A 20,821-nucleotide genomic window follows, 5' to 3' on the forward strand; every position below is an offset into this window, starting at 1 on the left:
ATGACAGACAGGGTGAAAGAGCGGAGGCCTAACGTACTGCTGATCACAGCCGACCAATTGCGAGAGGATTGCGTTGGCTTCAGCAACAAATATCCGGTTCGCACGCCACATCTGGATCGTCTGGCTGAGCAGGCAGTCTCGTTCTCACACGCCTACTCCGTGCTGCCGGTGTGTGCGCCGGCTAGGCAGTCACTGCTGCGGGGGAGGCGGCCGGAGACATTCGGTGCCCTTTGGAATTACAGTGGTGCCCTGCCTGTGATGGCATTGCCGCCGGAATCCTATACGTGGACGAGAGCACTTGCGGAGAGCGGCTATGCGACGGCATATTTAGGCAAATGGGGCGTTAATCCGGTGCATGACCCTACGGCTTATGGTTACGAGTCGTACATAAGCGAGTCCGAATATTACGACTTCGTTTCGGAGAAGCACCCGGACGTCTTTTACGAGAAGGGCTACTTCGGCGAAAAGAGCCCGCTGCCGCTTGCGGACGCGCAGACGCATTGGTTCGCCGCCCGTGCGGAGGAAACGCTGGAGCGGCTGCAAGGCGATGGGAGACCCTGGCATCTGGCGCTGCATTTTAGCGAACCCCACTTGCCCTGCCGACCGTCGCTACCCTTTGCAGAGATGTACGAAGCCGCGGACATCCCAGAATGGGCAGGATTCCGCGAAACATTTGCTGGCAAGCCGTACATTCAGCGCCAGCAGCTTCATAGCTGGGGCGTCGCCGATTATGTTTGGCAGGATTGGGCACCAATCGTTGCTCGTTATTACGCTGTCATTAGTCAACTCGACGATGCTATCGGGCGGGTAATGGGGACGCTGGAGCGGCTAGGCATGGCGGACGACACCATTGTGATCTTTACCGCAGACCATGGGGACATGTGCGGTTCCCATGGGATGATGGATAAGCACTACATTATGTACGACGATGTTGTGCGGGTACCGCTCATTATTCGGATGCCGGGCAGCCAGGAGGCAGAAGCTGGCTTGCACTGTGACCAGTTCGTCTATAATTTTCTAGATTTGCCGCCGACATTACTGGAGCTTCTTGATTTGCAAACGCGTGATCCCGGGGATCTGCAGGGCAGCTCACTTGTGCCGCTGCTGGCAGGGGCGGAGCGGGCCGAGTGGCGGGACGCTATCGTGTCGACCTATAACGGCCAACAGTTCGGGTTGTACACGCTTCGAATGATCCGCACGGCAGACTGGAAATACATCTGGAACTTATCAGACGTCGATGAGCTGTACGACTTGGCGGGCGATCCTGGCGAACTGACGAATTTGAGCGGGCAGGCTGAGCATGCAGAGCTGCTCGCCATGCTCAGGAAACGGCTGTACGAGCAATTGTCCGCTGATGGCGATGCGATCGTCGCCAACGAATGGACACGCCGCCAGCTGCTGCAAGGCGCGAAGCTGGGCGGGATAGGATGAAGACTGCAGAAATTTCTGCGCATTACGTTGCAGAGCTTAGATAAGCAGCAGCTGTTGGAGTGTTTGGGAACAATTGCCCTTCATAACATAAAATAAATAAAGCAGAATCCATAATTGGGAATTCTGCTTTTTTCACTGTTTAGGAAACTATGCATTCTCCGATGATGCTGATAACGATGCTGCGGAAGCAGTCGGAGAGCGGCTAACGAAAGCTAACGGAAGCCAGAGACGCTAAACTGCCATTTTGGGTTAGTCTCACATTTTAACGGAAGTGGGAGACGCTATTCCGCAGAAATGAAGCGAGATCGGGCATGTAGAGTACAAATAGAGGCCTGTGTTTCCGTTACAATCTTGAAACGAAAAATAAAGGCGATTTAGCGTCTGTGGTTTCCGTTAGAAGTGTGAGCTGACGCGTCTGCGATTTCCAATCACCTGTAAGGATGGTTTTGTTCATTATGCTTGAACTTTTTATAGTCGATTTACGAGAGTTGTCATGGGGAATTGAAAAAGATCGCGGGGGGATTAGGTTAGCTAGAGCGTCCCAATATCACGAAGTTACTGCAAAAGTGCAGGATAGCTTCCGCGCTAGGAGTAGGAGTAGGTAGTAGGAGACGTGAGGATTTGAGGGGCGGCATGGAGCGTGGGGAAAGTTGAGGGAAAAGACGATGCGTGTGTTCGTTTTTGAGAAGGATAGGGAGCCTACACAAACATGCCTAGAACAAAGGCGGCAGCATCACGAGCTTTGCCGTGACAGTCAATCATAAGAATGAGTAGTAGTAGGCTATCCTGCATATTTGCAGGGTAGCCTACTCTTTTTGATGGTTTAGGGCAGCTATCCTGCACGTAAGCAGGATAGCTGCCAACAATGGAGATAAAATGGCTGCAGATGAGCTGAAATGACGAGCTATAATGCGTGAGTACAGGATAGGTTAGCAAGAGCGTCCCAATAGCACGAAGTTACTGCAAAAGTGCAGGATAGCTTCCGCGCTGGGAGTAGGGGAAGTGAGGATTTGAGGAGCGGCATCGAGTGTGGGGAGAGTTGAGGAAAAAGACGATGTGTGTGTTCGTTTTGTGAAGTATAGGGGGGGATATACCAACATGTCTAGAACAAAGGCAGCGGCAGCACGAGCTCTGCCCGTGACAGCCAATAAAGTAGACTCTCCTGCGCATTTGCAGCATAGCTGCCAACAATAGAGACAAGACGGCTGGAAATGAGTTGAAACGGCGAGCTATCATGCGTGAGTACAGGATTGATAGGGAAGCGATCTGTTTGCTAGTACGAGTACGAGCTGGTTGGTTACACGCCCCAAGAAAAAATGAATAGCTGAATTTTAGAATGATCACGGGGGCTTAGCTCAGCTGGGGGACCGCTTGCATGGCATGCAAGCGGTCAGGGGCTTCAGTCGGCGCGGACGGAGCGAATGCGGAGAAGCACGGCGTCTGAATCTAACGCTAAAATTTATCGACGAATACGCTTCGTCAGCCATTTCATCCGAAGTGGTTTTTTTATATTAAAAGCCATGATGCCTTTGTCACTTTTTTGAAAAAGTGGACAAGACGATCATGGTTTTTTTTTTGAAATATAAGAAAGTATAGGTTTCACCTTGTCACCATAAAAAAACACAACCGTCAGCAATCTATGCCATGGAGTGATCGAATGATCAAGAGTAGCATGGAGATTGTAATAACGCCGAAATGACAGAGATGAAGGTGAAAAAACCCAATCATTTCTGAAGGGACAACGCAAGGAAGGCTAGGTGAACAAGAGTTGATCGATCAAATACAAACGGAGCAAGAAGCGCGAGCAGTTGAAAAGGCAGCAGAGCAGCTTCGATTATGGTTTACGAGTCCAGCAGCAAATTGGAATGAAGCTCTGCCGATAGGCAATGGGCGGCTCGGGGCTATGGTATCTGGTGCAATTGGTCTGGATAAAATTCAGCTTAATGAAGATTCCATTTGGTACGGTGGGCCAGACCGGGCGGCCAATCCTTCGTCTCAGCCCTACCTGGCTGAGATTCGGCAGCTGCTGAAAGAAGGCAGGCAGGCAGAAGCGGAGCATTTGGCACGAATGGCAATGACCTCCTCCCCCAAATATGAACAGCCGTACCAACCGCTTGGCGATCTGTTACTGAAATTTCTTGATGCCGGCGAGACGATCGCTGATTATGAGCGTGAGCTTGATTTGGAGCGCGCGGTCGTTAATGTATCGTATCTCTCCCAAGGTGTCCGCTATTACAGACAGTATTTAGTAAGCGAACCGGATGGGGTGCTGGTCATACGTTTGACGGCTGATGCACCAGGGAAAATTTCACTAGCCGCTAATTTAATGCGGCGTCCGTTTGATTCCGGCTGTCGAACGGGTCCTTCCAATACCATTCTGATGAACGGTGAATGCGGAACGGATGGTGTCCGGTTTTGCGCAGCATTCAGAGCGGTTATACAAGGAGGACAGCAGAGGGTAATTGGGGACTTTGTCTCAATAGAGGGTGCAGACGCCGTTACCATACTACTGGCGGGACAAAGCACATTCCGCGTGGATCAGCCAGAAAAGGTCTGTCTGGATCAGCTGAATCAGGCAGCGGCTCAGCCGTTTGAAGCTTTATTCAACAGGCATAGGAAGGAATACCGATCTCGCTTCGAACGATTTTCCATCCATTTGACAAAGGACCGGGATCTGTACGCCGCGCTGCCAACCGATAAGCGGCTGCTGAGGCTGCAGCAAGCATTAAATCAGGCAAGCCAAACCGAAATGGACTTGCCCGAGGAGCTTGGTGATCCAGGTCTAATCGCGCTGTATGTTCAGTATGGGCGATATTTGCTCATATCCTGTTCTCGTCCGGGTACTCTAGCAGCCAATTTGCAAGGAATATGGAACGACAGCTTTATCCCGCCCTGGGAGTCGAAATATACGATTAACATTAATGTGCAAATGAATTATTGGCCAGCAGAAGTGCTCGGTTTGCAGGAGTGTCATGAGCCGCTGTTTGATTTAATCGAGCGGATGCGTGTGAATGGTCGGGCAACCGCGCGGGAGATGTACGGCTGTCGCGGTATTGCAGCACATCATAATACTAATTTATGGGCAGAGACAAGGCCAGAAGGGATTCTGACTACCTGCACCGTCTGGCCCATGGGTGCTGCCTGGTTATGCCTTCATTTGTGGGAGCACTTCCGCTTTGGGCGAAATCTTGTCTTCCTTAAGGAACGCGCCTATCCAGTCATGAAGGAAGCTGCGCTGTTTCTCATCGATTATATGGTCGAGGAGGGCGGAATGCGGATTACGGGACCGTCGGTGTCCCCGGAAAATCGTTTTATGCTTACGGACGGAGTCAGCGGCAGCCTATGCATGGGTCCATCGATGGATTCACAAATCGCGCATGCCCTGCTGTCAGCTTGTGTGGAATCTTCGGCACTCATTGGAGAGGATGATGAAGCATTTCTCTCCGAATTGCATGAGACACTTAATCGTATACCGCTTCCGGCAGTGGGCAAGCATGGACAGATTATGGAGTGGCTGCACGACTATGAGGAGCAGGACCCCGGACATCGGCATATCTCACAGCTCTTTGCCTTGCATCCAGGAGAACAGATCGACCTACGGCACACGCCTGAGCTTGCCGAAGCAGCCCGCAGAACACTTGAACGCCGTCTCGCTGGAGGAGGTGGACATACGGGATGGAGCAGAGCTTGGATCATTAACTTTTATGCTCGCCTCGGAATGGGAGAGAACGCTAATGAGCATTTGATTAAGCTGCTTGCCTCATCCACGTACCCGAATCTATTGGATTGTCATCCGCCTTTTCAAATTGACGGCAATTTCGGCGGAGCCGCAGGGGTGGCGGAAATGCTGCTGCAATCCCATAGGGGAGAGCTCCGTCTGCTGCCGGCGCTGCCGAAAGAATGGCGTTCCGGCAGCGTAAGAGGACTTCGAGCAAGAGGTGGATATACTGTCGATATTTCCTGGAGCAATGGAAGGCTCTCCGATGGAACGATTCACTCATCGTTTCAGGGAGAATTTGTTCTTTGGTCTGCCGTTCCGCTCACGATATCGGTAAGCGGCAAACGGGACATCGATATTTCGGAAGTTTCTTCAAGCGGGGATGGATTCGTGTATGCCATTTTTTCTGATCCTGGTGAAACTTTTCACATTCGCTCGCGGTAGTCAATCGTAATAAAACACATACAAGGCGACAAATTTCCATTTTGATGTTCCTTCCAAAGGATTAACATTAACGATGTAAGAGCAAACGCTATTCATACAAAGGAGTGATACTATTGCCACAACAAGCGCCAGCCGCCATTGCCTCAGGCACACCGGCCTTCTCGCCGTTCAAGAAGCGAATGAATAATCTGCGCAAATATAAGGTGCTGTATCTCATTTCACTGCCGGGAATTATTTTCTTTATCGTGTTCAAATATCTACCCCTTGCGGGCTCCGTGATGGCCTTTCAAAATTACAACATTTTCAAAGGGTTTTCTGGAAGTCCTTGGGTCGGGCTCGACCAGTTCCGACGAATGTTTACCTATCCGGAATTTTTAAGGATTTTCGAAAATACCGTACTGATTGGCTTATATGATATGGTTTTTGCTTTCCCTATACCTATTATTTTTGCTCTTCTCCTTAATGAGGTAAGGAAAGCGGTCTATAAGCGGATTTTGCAAACGGTCGTTTATTTACCTCATTTTCTCTCTTGGATTATTATTGGGGGAATTATGATCGGCATTCTGTCCCCGACGACGGGCATTATTAATCAAATCCTAAATTCATTCGGATTCGATCCGATTTATTTTCTAGGTGAAGAGTCGTATATTCGAAGCATTCTGGTTGGAACGGGAATATGGAAGGACAGCGGCTGGGGCACGATTATTTATTTGGCAGCGCTGGCCAGCGTGAATCCCGAGCTATATGAAGCGGCCAAAATTGATGGCGCAAACCGCTGGAAACAAACGCTGTCTATTACAATCCCGACTATTTTGCCGACTATCACGATCATGTTTTTGCTGCACATCGGCAACTTCCTCGATTTCGGCTTTGAACGGGTGTTTGTTTTCATCAACTCTCTGAATGAGAGCCATGGTGATATTCTTGATACGTATATTTACCGGGTCGGTCTAATTGACCAGCAGTACAGCTATACAACGGCGATCGGACTGTTCAAATCAGTGGTTGGATTGCTGCTCGTTATGATTGGGAACACGCTTAGCAAGAAAGCTTCAGGAGAAGGACTATATTAGAAAGGAGACGAAAGAAAATGAAAAACAAAGGCCGCATATTCGACGTTATTAACTATATTTTTCTGACGCTGGTCGGTTGTATGATGGTTTTTCCAATCCTTCATGTTCTCGCCAAATCATTCAGTAGTACTCAAGCGATTAACGCAGGCAAGGTTACGCTGTTTCCGATCGATTGGACCGTCATGAACTATCAAGTTATACTTGGTGACGGCTCCATCTGGCGGGCATTTATGGTGAGCATATTGATAACAGTCGTGGGCACTTTAATTAATTTGATTTTCACTGCATCGCTGGCATATCCATTGTCCAGACAAGAATATTCGATTCGTAAAGTTATTCTTATTTTAATTCTAGTTACCATGATTTTTCAGGCGCCGCTTATTCCGAATTATATGGTGATCAAAAATTTGCAATTGATTGATTCCTTATGGGTTTTGATTATTCCATCGGCCATTAGTGCGTATAATTTGTTCATTATGCGATCCTTTTTCACAGCGCTTCCTTCAGAACTGATCGACAGCGCGAGTATAGATGGAGCAGGCGAGCTGCGTACGATATGGAGCATCATTCTTCCCTTATCCAAACCGGTTATGGCAACGATGGGCTTGTTCTATGCTGTGTCACATTGGAATTCCTACTCCTCGGCATTGTACTATATCAATGACAGAGCACTCTATCCGCTGCAGCTACGACTCAGGGAAATTGTGTTGAGCAACGACCTGGGCCAAGCCGGCAGCCTGCTGGAAAATGTAAATGAGGTGTCTCCAGCTGGTGTGCAGATGGCGGTTATCATCGTCTCTGTCATACCGATCATTATCGTTTATCCGTTCCTTCAAAAATATTTTATCAAAGGGATGCTTATCGGTTCTATAAAGTCTTAAGCGTTCTAAGAACGTTTGAAAAGAGAGCGTTTCCGATTTTTGAGATATGATAAGATAGAATCCTGCGTCGTCATTTGCCTTCGCATTTATGATGAAGCTCATGCCTCTTAGCGGTATGGGCTTCATAGTTCAGGAAAGGAATTGATACAAGTGCGGGTATTGATTGTAGAAGATGAGCCAGTTATTCAAAAAGGATTGGTCAAAATGGTCCAGCGGTACCCAGCAACGTTCTCCGCGATTTATACAGCTGATGATGGGGAATCGGCCTTTGAAACGATTCAGAAACTTGAGCCCCATCTGGTGCTGACTGATTTGCGCATGAAGCGGATGGATGGTCTTGAATTATGTGAACGGATTCATCGTGAATATGGTCATATACAGGTGGCTATCATTTCCGGCTACAATGACTTTCAATACGCACAACGGGCAATGGAGTACGGTGTAAAACGATTTTTGCTGAAACCCGTCGTCCAGCAGGATGTGCATAATATGCTGAAGGAATTGATTTCGGGTTTGACCGGAAATATTATCCCTGTTCATAAATACGTGGATTTCGCAGAGCAGCTGGAACAAAGCATCTGGCACCTGCAGCGGGAGGGTACAACTCTTTTGCTTGAAGAGGGAGAACGGTCCGGTTTATTTGAAGGCTTGAATGTCATTCGTACGGAGGCGGTGCTGCATGACTGCCTAACTATGATTGTAGATCGCCTGGAGCGACGGGGATGGAAACCGCAGTCCCAAGGCCTCGGAGAAAAACGGTCAGCTAACACGAAGAAAGAGGTAATAGCAGCCTTTGCCGTGATCATTCACAAAATTATGGTGGAGCTGCAGCTCAATCGAAAAGGCAACTTTAAGGATCCGATAGAGGAAGCTAAAGCATACATTGATTGTCATCTCGCCGAGGATATAACGCTTGAGGAAGTCGCCAAACGGGTAGGACTCGCCAGGACTTACTTCAGTGCGCTTTTCAAAAAAATGACCGGGGAAACCTTCGTGCACTACCGGATCAAAAAGCGGATGGAGGAGGCTCGCAAGCTGCTTGCCATCCCGACTTTAACGATCACAGATATTGCTATCCTTGTAGGTTATGAGGATTATCCCCATTTTACGAAGACGTTTAAAAATTTCGTTGGGATATCGCCTTCGGAATATCGCGCTTCATTTGGCATTGAATAATGAGAGTGACGCTTAGCTTAAAGCTGCTCTTCTACTTTACAATTGTCACACTGCTTTCCCTGACTGCGGTCGGAATAGCATTTTACAGTATTTCGGCCAAGCAGCTGCAAAAAAGCACGGAGAGCCAAATGATTCAGATCGTGGACAATGCGGTTCATCATACAAATCTCTATTTGTCTTCCTATCAGCGGTCCACGGTGGCACTGCTGTCTGATCTAAGAGTCAAACGATATATTGATCTGCCGGCAGATCGGGAGGAATATGAGAATTATCGTTTCACAACCGATATCCGGGATGCCATCGTCGAACCGGTCTGGATTCGAAATCCCGAAATCGCAGCTTTATACATTATCGGATATTCTGGAAATGCATTATATTATTACAATGGCGGTTCGGCACCATCATTCAAGCCTGCGGACACCGCAGAACAGATTCAATATTTTAAGGATCATACGGATGAGAACGGTGCTCTAACGATCATGAATTACAGTATTCTCAAGGAGGATACGCCGATGCTTACCTTAATTAGGAGCATACGGGGGCTTCAATCGCCTGAGATGAAAGGTTTTGTAGGCATTGAAGTCAAGGCTGAGGAGCTGTCGACGCTATGGAAAGGGATCGACCTTGGTCCAGACAGCTACTTCTTCATTGTGGACGGGGAAGGAAGAATTCAATACCATAACGATCAAGACAAAGTCGGTTCTTTCGTCCCGGCTAGCCTGGGCAAGCAGATCAGCCAGCATGGTACCTCGATGTTCCGCAGTTCGGCGGAAGACATTGATCGGGCCTATATTAGTCGTCAAGCGGACTACTCGGGCTGGAATCTGGTCGTATCCCTGCCATATAATCAACTGCAAAAGCCGCTTATAACGATCCGAAACTCCATTATCATCGTGGCGGTGCTGACTTTGATGATTGCTCTTATTTTAGCAAGCCGATTTGGCAAGTCCATTACTACGCCAATCCGTGCACTAATGAAAGGGATGAGCCAGACAGAAAAGGGGAACTGGAAATTTATTCCCCTACCGAACCATAAGGATGAAATTACAGAGCTGATCATACGTTACAATTTAATGGTAAACCGTCTTTCGGAGCTGGTGGAGACCGTATATCAGACAGAATTAAAAAATAAGGAAATTCAAGCCGAAAGGCAGAAGGCAGAATTTCAATCTCTCCAACTGCAGATCAACCCGCATTTTCTGTACAATACGCTAGAGACGGTAGTTTGTTATGCGGTTATACAAGATTCGGATGAAATATCTGAAATCGTCGGCGCTCTTTCCTATATGCTTCATTATTCCGTACACACCAATTTGGAAGAAATAACGGTGGCGAATGAGCTTAAGCATGTGATGTATTATATGGTTATTATCAATCACCGGATCGGCCGATCATTTGAGATCGATGTGCGTATCCGGCCGGAGCTGCTGCTTCGCAAAATGGTCCGCCTAACCCTTCAGCCGCTGGTGGAAAATGTATTCCAGCACGGCTTCCGTTACGGCGTTGAAGATCATCACATGATTACGATTGACGCTGGAGAGGATGGAGAAATCTTCTGGTTCAGTGTCACGGATAACGGCAGCGGGATAACTCACAAGCGGCTTGAGGAGCTTCGAGCCAAGCTTAGCGAGAACCGACTGGCTGACGAGGAGAAGGACAAGGGAATTCCGGGCGGCATCGGCGTTCCCAATGTTCATCGACGGATTCAGCTTGTTTTCGGCGAAGAGTACGGCGTGACCGTAGAGAGTAGTCCTGATGGGGGAACTCGAATGATCATGAGGATGCCGATATCCAAAGATAATGAACATCATGGACAAGCAGCGGTTTCGGATCAAATCGCATTCTTTCCTGAGCCGGAGAGCAGCTAGTGAGCTGCTTTCCTCTGAAGAGAGGATTGAGGCTGTCCTAGGGGTCAGATTATGACCCTGTTAGGATGGCCTTCTTGTTTGTAAGCAACCGATCACAAAAAAACACATAACGACAATAATCCGCCCCATGGGAGTTGCATAAACAAAGGCTTATGATGATTACAGGTACAGCAAATACCTTTTTTTCACAAATGAAGGGGGATTATTCAGATGAAGAAATGGTTTAGTGTAATGATGTCAGTGGCGCTAGTTGCAGGCCTCTCTGCAGGATGCGGCAGTAATGAAACATCAGGTGGAAATGCCGATGCGGCGGACGCTTCCAAACCGCTGAAATTCAGTATTTCATTGAACACAAGTGGAAACGCTTACGCTGAAAGCTCCAAGGACATTAATAACGACAAGTGGATAAAGGAGCTTGAGAAAAGAGCGAATATCGATTTGGATATTCAACTGATTCCTCTGAAAGATTTTGATTCCAAAATGGCGGTCAAGTTTGCTGGCGGAGAAATTCCGGATGTTGTTCAGAATGTCGGAGGGGCTACGGATAAATCGATGGCCGGGTCGGTGCAGGCAGGCATCTTTATGCCGCTTGACGATTTGTTAAAGGAGCATGCCCCCGAGCTGATGAAGCTCGTTCCGAAGGAAGCATGGGATGAGGTAAGCTACGAAGGCAAAATATACGGCATTCCTACCTGGCTCAGCAATCCGTCCCGCCGTGCCACTTTTATTCGTACTGACTTGCTGGAAAAAACCGGTCTACCGGTACCAGAAACGATAGAAGATTTCTTAAATGTTTTGCGCGAATTTAAAAAGCTCGGATTAAGCGCTCCATATCAGATGCGGGAAAATTTTAAATATGCGGATATTGTCTTTGGTGCGTATGACGCGCTTGGATATCAGTTTACCGAAATGGACGGACAAATCGTACCGAAATTTTATAATAGCGAAAATATGGAGAAAGCTTTAAACGTGTACAAAACGATGTATGACGAAGGTCTCATTCAGAAGGACTTTGCAACGATTCAAGCTTCACAGTACGGCGAAAATATTGCTGCGGGCAATGCGGGGATATGGACGGCTAACGCACAAAACCTGTTAGATCTTCGTACTCAAGTAGCCGCATCAAACCCCGAGGCGAAAGTGGATATTATTCCGTCGCCGATCGGTGACAATGGGCAAAAAGGCTATGGCTTGTACAGTTCAGTTAATACCTCTTTGTATATCAACAACAAGGTTAGCAAGGAAAAGGCTGTCCGGATAATCCAAATGTTTGAATGGATGCAAACGGATGAAGCGAAAAAATTCTACAGTTTTGGTATTGAAGGCGAGAATTACACTGAAAAAGACGGGAAAATCGATTATAAGATGCCTGAAGGCAAAGCTGCTCAAGACGAAGAGAAATTTCGTAATCAAATGCGCTGGGTTGGAGACGGAACGATCAACCGCGAACGGACTGAACTACTTCCGAACGGCGTTGATGTTCTGAAAGCGCTGGATGAAACGCTGAGCACAGAAGGAATAGGCGGCATCGGATTTGTGCCGGATCTGGAATCATTCAGCATATTCCCTGATCTTGCTTCCAAACGTCCGGATCAAGCGCCTAAGCTGGTTGTCGATCATATGGTCAAAATGATTTATGGAAAAGAGCCTATTAGTGATTTCCCTAAAGTCATCGAAGAATACAAGCAAAAAGGCGGCGATGAGATCGTAAAAGAAGCGACCGAGCGCTACAACAGCAAAGAAGGAATCATTGAGCAGCAAAATCGTTAATAGGAGTATTCTGGGGAAGCATCTTCGTGCGAAGTGCTTCCTCCTTATTAAGGAGTGAGAAGGATGAGTCAACCCTCATTATATAACGAGATCATGCAGATGCCAGTCATCGATACGCATACCCATCTAGTGGGAAATAAGCTATGCGCGAACGATTTTTGGGAAATTTCCGATTATTTCTGGTTGAACCGCGAGCTGCAGTCAGCAGGTTACCCTGCCGACGCGGATCGGCTTCCGCAAGAGGAACGCGCTGCAGCATTTGTGAGTGCTTATCACGGATCCCGCAATACGATGATGAACCGAGCCTTTACAGCGATCATGAAAAATTTATACGAAATCGCCCTTACCGATGCAGAGTCGGTGCTAAAGGCGAATGAAACGGTAAAGCAGAAGAGAAACACTGCTGATTGGGCACAGCATGTTGCAGACCGCTTGAATGTCGTGCGTTTTGTCGTTAACCATCCTGATCATGCAGCCTTTGCAGGAATGAGGGAGGATGCCTTATTGCTGCCGCGAATCGATTCGTGGCTGCCGGAGCTAGCCCGAAAAATCGCCGATTCCTCCGGCGCAAGCAGGCAGTCAGCATTCGAATATACGAAGAGAACCATTTCGGACCAATTGCAGTCCTATCAAGCGATGGGCTCGCCCGGAATAATGACGACGTTGTCTGCCTATGAGGCTTCGGCTCACGAGGCATATGAGCTTAGCGACAATTCAAGTATAGATGAAATCACGATGATGCTGCTTCATGAGATTTGTTCCGAGCTGCAAGAGCGGGGAATGTTTCTGCAGCTGTTTCTAGGCATCGAACGAGGCTGGGGAACAGACTCGGCGGCTCCTGTGAACAATTCATTGCGGATCGTTAAGCTGTATGGTCTATTCGAAAGTTATTCCATTGCGTTTGAACTGGTAGTGGCTTCTGAATTAAATAATATGGACATCGTACAGGCGGCATGGAATTTCCCCAACGTGCATGTGGGAGGCATGTGGTGGTATAACTTCCGGCCGAGCACTTACTTGCAGAGCATGCAATATCGGCTGGAGGCGATTGCCCCGCTTAAGAGCTCGCTTGTTGTATCGGATGCGCGCTGCATCGAATGGACGTATGGCAAGCTGCTTCTCGTCAAGGAGCTGCTTGCACACTTTTTGGATAAACAGGTTGAGAACGGTTGGATTAGTCGAGAGGATGCGCTGTATAGCGCTTCGGAATGGCTGCATGGAAGTGCTGCTAAACGGTATGGGTTAACGAATTCGACGCGATGAAGGAATGAGGGAGAAGATGACTTTTTCACTGATGGACCGAATGCTTCCGGCTCCGATGAATGGAGGATTCCGCATGGATGACTGGTGGGTATGGTGCGGGTCGGTTGTGCGCGGAGAGGACTCGCGCTTTCATCTTTTCGCATCCCGCTTTCCAAAGTGGCTGCCGATGCATCCGGGATGGCTGCTCCGCTCTGAGATTGTCCGCGCATCGTCCGATACCCCGGAAGGCCCCTATACTTACGAGGAAACGGTTTTTCCGGCTCGCGGTGCGGAATATTGGGACGGGCTAAGTACTCATAATCCGCATATCATTCGTTATGGAAATAAGTTTCTGTTGTATTATATGGGCACCACGCATCCTTTCGCTGAGCCGAAGCCCGGTGACACGGTGGATGAGGGCGACTACCGCGTCATTGCTGCTCGTGCTAACAAGCGCGTTGGGTTAGCCGTTGCCGATAGCGTTTACGGGCCATGGTCAAGGCTTGACGCGCCTATTTTGCCTACGAGGCCGGGCAAGTTCGACAGCTTCCTGACGTCTAATCCCGCTCCTCATATCCGGGAAGACGGCAGCGTACTGCTGATTTATAAAGCTCGCAAATACGAGAGCAATGGGCATGGACAGATGACTCTAGGCGTTGCCGAGGCCTCGGGAATTGAAGGACCGTACCGCGTCATTCATGACTCTCCACTCTTTCCGCCAGAACAATTTCATATAGAGGACCCGTTTATTTGGCATACCGCAGAGGGATACCGTATGATCGCCAAGGATATGGACGGCCATTTATGCGGAGAAAAGCATGGCGGGATTTTGGCTGTTTCCGATGACGGGACGGATTGGCGATTGGCCGAATCCCTCAAGTCGTATTCAAGGCTAGTCCGCTGGGAGGACGGCACAGAGCAGTGGATGGGCAGCTTCGAGCGACCATTTCTGCTTTTTCAAGATGGTGTTCCTACGCATTTATTCGCAGCGGTAGCAGATGGTTCCGGAGGATTTCGAAATGCGGAAAACACTTGGAATATGGTCATTCCGCTGAGGACAACGAACTGAAAAAGAAAATTTTATAAATATAAATAAAATAAGTAGGAGTGAACCAAATGAGAGAGACAGTAGTTAAACAAAACGCTCGTGGATTGGAAATATCAGATTCCATTCAGGAATGGGCTGAACAAGCATGGGAGCAAATTGTAAATAAAGTAGAGCGGACCAGCAAGCGGATTGGCGTCAGTTTTCCGCATGCTTCTGTCGATGGAGTATACGACAATATGCGGACATCGTGGTGGACGGCAGGATTCTGGCCGGGTATTTTGTGGCAGATTTCCGCTGATGGAAATCATGCAGCTCTTCAGGAGATTGCCGAGCGGATTGAGGAAAAACTAGATGAACCGCTATATGCTCTTGCCGTCCATCATGATTCCGGTTTTATTTGGACGCTCTCGGCTGTGGCGAATTACCGTGTGACCGGCAGCGAGAGTTCCAAGCAAAGAGGAGTGATGGCGGCTTCTCAGTTAGCCAGCCGTTTTAACTTGAAGGGGAAATTTATTAGAGCCTGGCATGATACTGCGAATGTGAACCGCTCTGGCTGGTCGATCATTGATACCGTAATGAACCTGCCCTTGCTTTACTGGGCATCAGAAGTGACGGATGATCCGCGTTTTCGGCATATCGCTGAAGCTCATGCGGAAACGGTGTTGGAGCATTTTCTCCGCCCGGATGGATCCAGCTACCATATTGTTAATTTCGACTCGGAATCGGGAGCGAGAATCGGTGCCATGTCTGGCCAAGGTTATGCGGAAGAATCCGCTTGGGCGAGGGGCAGCGCCTGGATGATTTATGGACTTGTTTTGTCTTATCATTATACCGGAGATCATCGATTCCTGACGGGTGCCAAAAGGGCAGCTCATTTCTTTCTAGCGAATCTACCTGAAGACCATGTGCCTCATTGGGATTTCAGGGCGCCGGAAGAAGGCGGCAAGCCTCGCGATACATCGGCAGGTGCCTGTGCGGCATGTGGTTTGATCGAGCTGGCAAGGATTGTCCCACAGTCAGAAGCTTCGATGTACTTAAGCGCAGCAGAAAAAATAATTCGATCCATTCATGAAAATTATGGCGCCTGGGATCAGCCGGAAGAAGCTTTGATTTTATCCGGCACATCCAATCTGCCGGGAGGCGTGCATATTGACACGCCGCTGATCTATGGTGATTTTTTCTTCGTAGAAGCCGTATCCAAGCTACGGGGAACAGATCTGCAGCTGTGGTAAGGGGTGGACCGGGAAGACAATCTAACGTCCAATAATTGAAATGGAGATAAACGATGATAAAAAAAAGCTTGGATCAAGCAAAAGTGGAGACTGAAAATTTGCTAGATGATCCGTTTAATATACAAAGCGCCGAAATCCCGCTAGATGATGAACAAAATCGACGTATGGAGTGGTGGAGACAGGCGCGGCTGGGCTTATTCATTCACTGGGGACCTTATTCTCTGACTGCGGGCGAGTGGAAGGGGAAAGAAATACAAGCTTCCTACAGCGAGCATATTATGCTTCGCGCACAAATCTCGGTTGCCGAATATGAGGAAATGGCAAAGGACTTCTATCCGTCAGCCTTTGATGCGGTGAGGTGGGTGCGGACGGCTAAGCAGGCAGGCATGAAATATATCATTCTTACAGCCAAGCATCATGACGGCTTTGCATTATACGATTCGAAAGTATCCGATTATTCAATCGTCAAGCATAATTCATTTGGTCGAGACCCGCTTAGAGAACTAGCTGAAGCGTGCAGCGCAGAAGGAATTGTTTTTGGAATTTACTATTCCCATGCGATGGATTGGCATGATCCGGATTCACAAGGTAATACTTGGGATTACCCAGGAAATATCGGTGCTTATGACGAAGTTGAAACATGGATACAAGATTCGGATAAACGGACGCGCTTTGAACGCTATTTGCACGATAAATCAATCCCTCAGGTCCGTGAACTGCTAACGGACTACGGGAAGGTTGGTCTAATGTGGTTTGACTGCGGTGGCAAGCTGACACGGGAGCAGGGAGAGCAGTTTTTGGCGGCCGTTCACGGCGTTCAGCCAGATTGCTTAGTCAATAGCCGGGTTTGGAAGGCTCCTCTCGGGGACTATTCCAATAGCTCCGATAACCAGCTTACAACTCGTACACTTAGGCGGGATTGGGAAAATATTATTACATTAAACGACTCATGGGGCTACAAAAAATCTGATCATAACTGGAAATCACCCCTAGCGATCATCAAGCAGATGATCGATGTCGTGAGCAAAAACGGAAATTTGGTCATCAATATCGGTCCGATGGCGTCAGGTGAATGGGATCCAGTATCCGAATCGATTTTACTTGAAATTGGCAGTTGGCTAACTGCTAATGGAGACAGCATTTATGGTGCCGGCGCGGCGCCAACGGCCAGACCTTTCTGGGGAAGATGCACCTTGAAAGGAAATACGCTGTTTCTACATGTGTTCGACCGTCCCTTGGGTTCCAAACTGATTGTTCCCGGATTGAAAACCGAGGTTCAAAGGGTGTTTGTTTTGGATGGCGGCAAGGAATTGGTTTTTTCTCAGGTGTCAGATCAGGATTTGGAGGTTGAACTGCCTGCCTTGACGGAATCTGGCAATTCTTCTAACGCCAAGCCGCTGGTCATCGCTGTCGTCTGCACGGGTCCTGTAGAAGGCAATCCAGTCAAACTGCTGGATTCGGGAGGACATGATTCGCTTGAATTGGGGGTATTTGAAAGCGAGATCGCCGGTCCCACCCTTCGTTATGATACGGGGAAAAAAGATCGAGATAATTTGCTGGACTGGACGGATCAGGAGGATGAAGCGGTCTGGAGAGTCCGGACATTAGGACCGATGAAATTTCAGGTCTATATCGAATATCGCAGCGAAGAAGGAACGAATGGGGGCGGTGGAACCTTCCTGATCACGGCAGCGGGACAAAAACTGCAGGCAAAGGTGCAGTCTACCGGAGGAGCCTCTGGCTTCCAATGTTTTCATATGGGAGAGCTGCAATTTCCTGCAGCAGGAGAATATACAATTCATCTTCAGGCAGAACAAATTACAGGTGCTTATCTGATGCAGCCTAGATGTATAAAACTGGTGTGAAGCTTTTCTTAAGAGAGGGTGTTCCAAAAGCCATGAATTTGGCTAGGGCATCCTCTTATTGGTTCCAATTAGTGGAGGGATACGTTCATTCGGACGCGATAAGACCATATAGGTGCTTATGGCAGCCAAATAGCTTGTTTTCTCGGGCAATAAGCACCTATATGTGCTTATGAGGTCGAATTAGTGGCGGGCTGCGTTCATTCGGGCGCGATAAGACCACATAGGTGCTTATGGCAGAAAAACAGCTTTTTTTTCAGGCGATAAGCACCTATGTGTGCTTAAGAGGTAGATAAACAAAGGAAAATGGCGGTACAGGAATAGACTCCTGTACTGCCATTTTTTTAAAAATTTATGTTATCAGTGAGCATAGCGTTTTTGGGATAGCTATTATTCAGTATTGACCGTAATCATCCCGACAGAAGCTGTTAGTGTAATAAGGGGGCCGCCGCCGTTGACATCACTTTTCCCAGATCTCCCTTGACACCTACGTTTCTAACCTGCTCACTCTAGTCTAATAACGATGATACATTATTGGAATCGGACGGACTTGCCAAATTAGAGCAGCCAGCCAGAAGGCTTACTGAGCCAACGGTCGCAAGCAGCAATTTCTTATACATATTTTGCGAATTCCATCCTCCTTCGTTAGCTGTTCCAGCTGTCATTCCACCACGAGAATTCGTGGCGATGCTTTTTGAATGACTTTAGATGAAGCCCATGAGCCGGTCGCTGCTGACAAAACACTTATGCAGGCCATGAGGATAATACCGCCCCAGTTGAGAATGACTGGCAATTGAACAATACCGTAGCTTGAGAGAATGTTCTCTAAAAGGAGCGGGAGCAGATAAACTCCTGCAGCTATGCCGAGCAGGGCACCTAAGGCTGCTAGTGCGCTGATGCCTAGAACGATAGACAAACGGATTCGATTGGAGGTCATGCCTATCGATTTATAAATACCGTAAGTTTTGCTCTCCATTCGAATATTGATACGGCAGGTACTGTAAATAATGATGAAGGTCACAATAATAAAAAGCAGTCCCATCAGACTCATCGGGTAAATGAGTATGTTGGCGGCTTCCTTGAACACGGAATCGAGAAGAGTCTGCTGCGTTACGACTGAGGTTGACTCCTTGAATTGTTCATTCAAATCACTGACGACTGCATCTGCTTGTGACAAATCGTTCACGTTAATTAAGGCAACATCCATGTTATTGAAGTTAGGGCTAACTGTTTTTACCCCTTCGATGGTCATTCGAGCGGAATTGGACATATTCGAGATTGCCTGATAGATACCAGTAATGATCAGAAATTGTTTCTTGCCTTCGATATACACCTCGATAACATCGCCAAGATCTTTATTCAAGCTCTTCGCAACATTGACTCCGATAGCAATTTCATTCTTTTGGCGCGGGTTATGGCCCGTCAATGTCTCAAAACCAAGCTCATCATAACCTCCATCCAGTACGCTTAAATAGATGCTGAGAGTAGGAGTATTTTCATTCGACTTATTCAGTACAGGCTCTGAATTGACGATAGCCGTCATATTGCCCTGCCACCCATAATTTTTAATGCGGGATTCGGAGGCTAATACTTGGTCGAATTCAGCTCGCGGAAACGTGGACTTATTGATAACCATGGCTACGATATTGGCAGAATCATAGCCCCATTTTGCAGCAGTTTGCTGGATCCCAATAATGCTGCTTAGCACCACGTAGCCGAGCACTAGCACAGAGGAGGCCATCAGAGTCAATACAAGCATTAAAGCAGAGCCCTTTAGATTTTTGATTAAATTCCGCAAACCGATAACAGCGATGACGGGCAGATTGCCAAAGCCAATTTTGTTCGCTGCGGCTGAGTCCATCCTCGATTTTATTTTGTTGCTTTCCATCTCGGACATGCCGTATCGAATCGCTTGCACGGGCTGTACGGAACGGGCTTTCTTGGCGTATAAGACGACGCACAGGAGAACGAGCACAAATAATAGCAACCCTACAAGTATAGCAGCGCCGGTTCCTTGTATATTGAGCTCAGAATGGCTCGTGCGAAGTGAAGATACAGATAGATTAATAATTACTTTGGACAGCATGGTGCTTAGCGCTAAGCCTGGAATAATCGCAATCGCTGACAGCAAACCGTACTGTATGACATAAGTGCTAATGGTTCTATGAGAGGTCAACCCTAGTGACTTAAGGACGCCTATCGTTTTGTAATTGGCTAGAATAGCATCAGAAATCGTAAATCCGATTGTGATTAAAGCGATAAGCATCATGACTAAACCAAGGAAAACCATAACAAAGCCTATAATTTGATTAATGATTAGATAGAAGGAGGCGATGCCTTCAAATTCCATTTTAGACTCTAGAAAAGGAGTTCCGAACTCACTTGTGAAGCGATCCCAATAACTGCTGTTATTTGAATAATCCTCAAAACGAAGCCCCATTAGATAGCTGTCTTTTCCTGCTATCACCGTGAGCTTGCTCTGATAATCGTCATTGCTCATCCATACTCGTGCTGTGTTTGTAAACGGAGCACCGTAGGGAACATCTATCACGATAGCAGAAACCGTTAAGTCCAAAGGAGTTTTGCCGGTATTAAAAGCAATGGTATCGCCGACTTTAATATTATAGCCGTAAGCCATAGAGGTCGGAATCCATACCGTGCCCTTCTCTGGTTGCGCGCTATTCTCTCCTTCTGCAAAAACAAGCTTATCGACGTTTTTAGGAAGCTTCGGCGTATCCATCATGAATAAATATAGATTCGGAATATTTTGCTCATGATGGGTAATTCCCGATAAGGTACGATATCGCATGAGACTGGATACATCGACGCCTTTTTGTGATTCCCACCATTGGTGGACTTCTTCAGGATTATGAAGATCTTTCTCAAACGTCAGAATTTGATGAGAGCCATTGGTCTGGTTGTGCATGTCGGTGAACAGATTTCCAGTATTAGAAATGATAATGGTTGCAGTAGCGACAAGCAGCGTAGATAGCAGAATGAGCAGTGAAATAAAGAGGTTTTGTATTTTGTTTTTTTTGAGGTAAGACAAGCAAAGTGTCCAAACAGCAGTCATTAT

At 47.7% G+C, this 20,821-nt stretch carries 12 protein-coding genes; 11 read left to right on the forward strand and 1 reads right to left on the reverse strand.

All coding sequences use genetic code 11. The features are described 5' to 3' along the window. From MHI37_RS10540 to MHI37_RS10590, 11 genes are all read left to right on the forward strand, one after another. Nucleotides 1-1,431: a sulfatase-like hydrolase/transferase gene (locus tag MHI37_RS10540; protein ID WP_076334931.1), complete on the forward strand. Its 1,431-nt coding sequence runs from the start codon at nt 1-3 to the stop codon at nt 1,429-1,431. 1,768 nt (nt 1,432-3,199) lie between these two features. Beyond that, nucleotides 3,200-5,593, forward strand: a complete 2,394-nt coding sequence (locus MHI37_RS10545) for a glycoside hydrolase family 95 protein (RefSeq protein ID WP_076334932.1) — start codon at nt 3,200-3,202, stop codon at nt 5,591-5,593. A gap of 179 nt (nt 5,594-5,772) precedes the next feature. Then, nucleotides 5,773-6,666 (forward strand): ABC transporter permease subunit, encoded by an 894-nt coding sequence (locus MHI37_RS10550; protein WP_076335028.1) that lies wholly within the window; start codon nt 5,773-5,775, stop codon nt 6,664-6,666. Between the two features lie 17 nt (nt 6,667-6,683). Next, nucleotides 6,684-7,547, forward strand: coding sequence for a carbohydrate ABC transporter permease (locus MHI37_RS10555; protein ID WP_076334933.1), 864 nt, complete (start codon nt 6,684-6,686; stop codon nt 7,545-7,547). Between the two features lie 150 nt (nt 7,548-7,697). Continuing rightward, a complete protein-coding gene (locus MHI37_RS10560) occupies nt 7,698-8,723 on the forward strand; it encodes a response regulator (protein WP_076334934.1) in 1,026 nt (341 codons plus the stop codon). Next, nucleotides 8,723-10,591 carry a sensor histidine kinase gene (locus tag MHI37_RS10565; RefSeq protein ID WP_076334935.1) on the forward strand — a complete coding sequence of 623 codons (1,869 nt, stop codon included), beginning with the start codon at nt 8,723-8,725 and terminating at the stop codon, nt 10,589-10,591. The genes MHI37_RS10560 and MHI37_RS10565 overlap by 1 nt, the downstream gene beginning before the upstream one ends. 210 nt (nt 10,592-10,801) lie before the next feature. Further along, entirely contained in the window at nt 10,802-12,361 is a 1,560-nt protein-coding gene (locus tag MHI37_RS10570; RefSeq protein ID WP_076334936.1) for an extracellular solute-binding protein, read from the forward strand. Nucleotides 12,362-12,424: 63 nt separating this feature from the next. After that, on the forward strand, nt 12,425-13,624 hold the full coding sequence (locus MHI37_RS10575) for a glucuronate isomerase (RefSeq protein ID WP_076334937.1): 1,200 nt from the start codon (nt 12,425-12,427) through the stop codon (nt 13,622-13,624). Nucleotides 13,625-13,640: 16 nt separating this feature from the next. Beyond that, the gene (locus tag MHI37_RS10580; RefSeq protein WP_179090130.1) at nt 13,641-14,672 is read left to right on the forward strand and encodes a glycoside hydrolase family protein; all 1,032 of its coding nucleotides are present in this window, start codon (nt 13,641-13,643) and stop codon (nt 14,670-14,672) included. Between the two features lie 47 nt (nt 14,673-14,719). Beyond that, nucleotides 14,720-15,883, forward strand: coding sequence for a glycoside hydrolase family 88 protein (locus MHI37_RS10585; RefSeq protein WP_076334938.1), 1,164 nt, complete (start codon nt 14,720-14,722; stop codon nt 15,881-15,883). Nucleotides 15,884-15,936: 53 nt separating this feature from the next. After that, nucleotides 15,937-17,748, forward strand: coding sequence for an alpha-L-fucosidase (locus MHI37_RS10590; RefSeq protein ID WP_076334939.1), 1,812 nt, complete (start codon nt 15,937-15,939; stop codon nt 17,746-17,748). A gap of 658 nt (nt 17,749-18,406) precedes the next feature. On the opposite strand, the gene MHI37_RS10595 is transcribed toward MHI37_RS10590, so the two are convergent. Next, complete coding sequence (locus MHI37_RS10595) at nt 18,407-20,818, reverse strand: FtsX-like permease family protein (RefSeq protein ID WP_076334940.1); 2,412 nt, start codon at nt 20,816-20,818, stop codon at nt 18,407-18,409. Nucleotides 20,819-20,821 lie beyond the last annotated feature (3 nt).

Source organism: Paenibacillus sp. FSL H8-0548 (assembly GCF_038630985.1).
In the GTDB taxonomy this organism is placed as follows: Bacteria; Bacillota; Bacilli; order Paenibacillales; family Paenibacillaceae; genus Pristimantibacillus.

What these genes read in the sequence shown, in the direction of transcription:
- MHI37_RS10585 (WP_076334938.1), top strand. Translation starts at nt 14,720, where the DNA reads ATGAGAGAGACAGTAGTTAAACAAAACGCTCGTGGATTGGAAATATCA.
- MHI37_RS10565 (WP_076334935.1), top strand. Translation starts at nt 8,723, where the DNA reads ATGAGAGTGACGCTTAGCTTAAAGCTGCTCTTCTACTTTACAATTGTC.
- MHI37_RS10570 (WP_076334936.1), top strand. Translation starts at nt 10,802, where the DNA reads ATGAAGAAATGGTTTAGTGTAATGATGTCAGTGGCGCTAGTTGCAGGC.
- MHI37_RS10590 (WP_076334939.1), top strand. Translation starts at nt 15,937, where the DNA reads ATGATAAAAAAAAGCTTGGATCAAGCAAAAGTGGAGACTGAAAATTTG.
- MHI37_RS10550 (WP_076335028.1), top strand. Translation starts at nt 5,773, where the DNA reads ATGAATAATCTGCGCAAATATAAGGTGCTGTATCTCATTTCACTGCCG.
- MHI37_RS10575 (WP_076334937.1), top strand. Translation starts at nt 12,425, where the DNA reads ATGAGTCAACCCTCATTATATAACGAGATCATGCAGATGCCAGTCATC.
- MHI37_RS10595 (WP_076334940.1), bottom strand. Translation starts at nt 20,818, where the DNA reads ATGACTGCTGTTTGGACACTTTGCTTGTCTTACCTCAAAAAAAACAAA.
- MHI37_RS10540 (WP_076334931.1), top strand. Translation starts at nt 1, where the DNA reads ATGACAGACAGGGTGAAAGAGCGGAGGCCTAACGTACTGCTGATCACA.
- MHI37_RS10580 (WP_179090130.1), top strand. Translation starts at nt 13,641, where the DNA reads ATGACTTTTTCACTGATGGACCGAATGCTTCCGGCTCCGATGAATGGA.
- MHI37_RS10555 (WP_076334933.1), top strand. Translation starts at nt 6,684, where the DNA reads ATGAAAAACAAAGGCCGCATATTCGACGTTATTAACTATATTTTTCTG.